The sequence below is a fragment of the Mycobacterium sp. NGS11 genome (assembly GCF_059813315.1).
The window spans coordinates 1-241 of record NZ_JCALEJ010000085.1; the positions used below are offsets into that span (position 1 = coordinate 1).

Annotated in this window: 1 pseudogene; it reads right to left on the minus strand. The window is 71.0% G+C overall.

Annotated features, from left to right (window positions below):
- A pseudogene (locus AC5Y4T_RS26220) lies at positions 1 to 241 on the minus strand (IS3 family transposase); the annotation flags it as partial.

Genomic DNA, 241 nt, shown 5'->3' on the forward strand with positions numbered 1-241 from the left:
TTGTGATTGACTGCCCAGCCTTCAGCGCGGGCGTCGTGATACGCGGGCCGAAACCCACGTCGTGGGCGGTCCTTGGCGTACTGGCGAAGCCAGGCTCGCAGGGCGGCGTCGGGATCCTCGGGGGTCGCAGAGACGGCTGCGTGCCGCTGGGTTGCGCGGTGCTGCCCGGTCACGCGGCAGGCAAACCGTTCGCTGACCCCCAGCACGCGCTGGAGGTGACGAACGGCCGCCCGCCGACGTT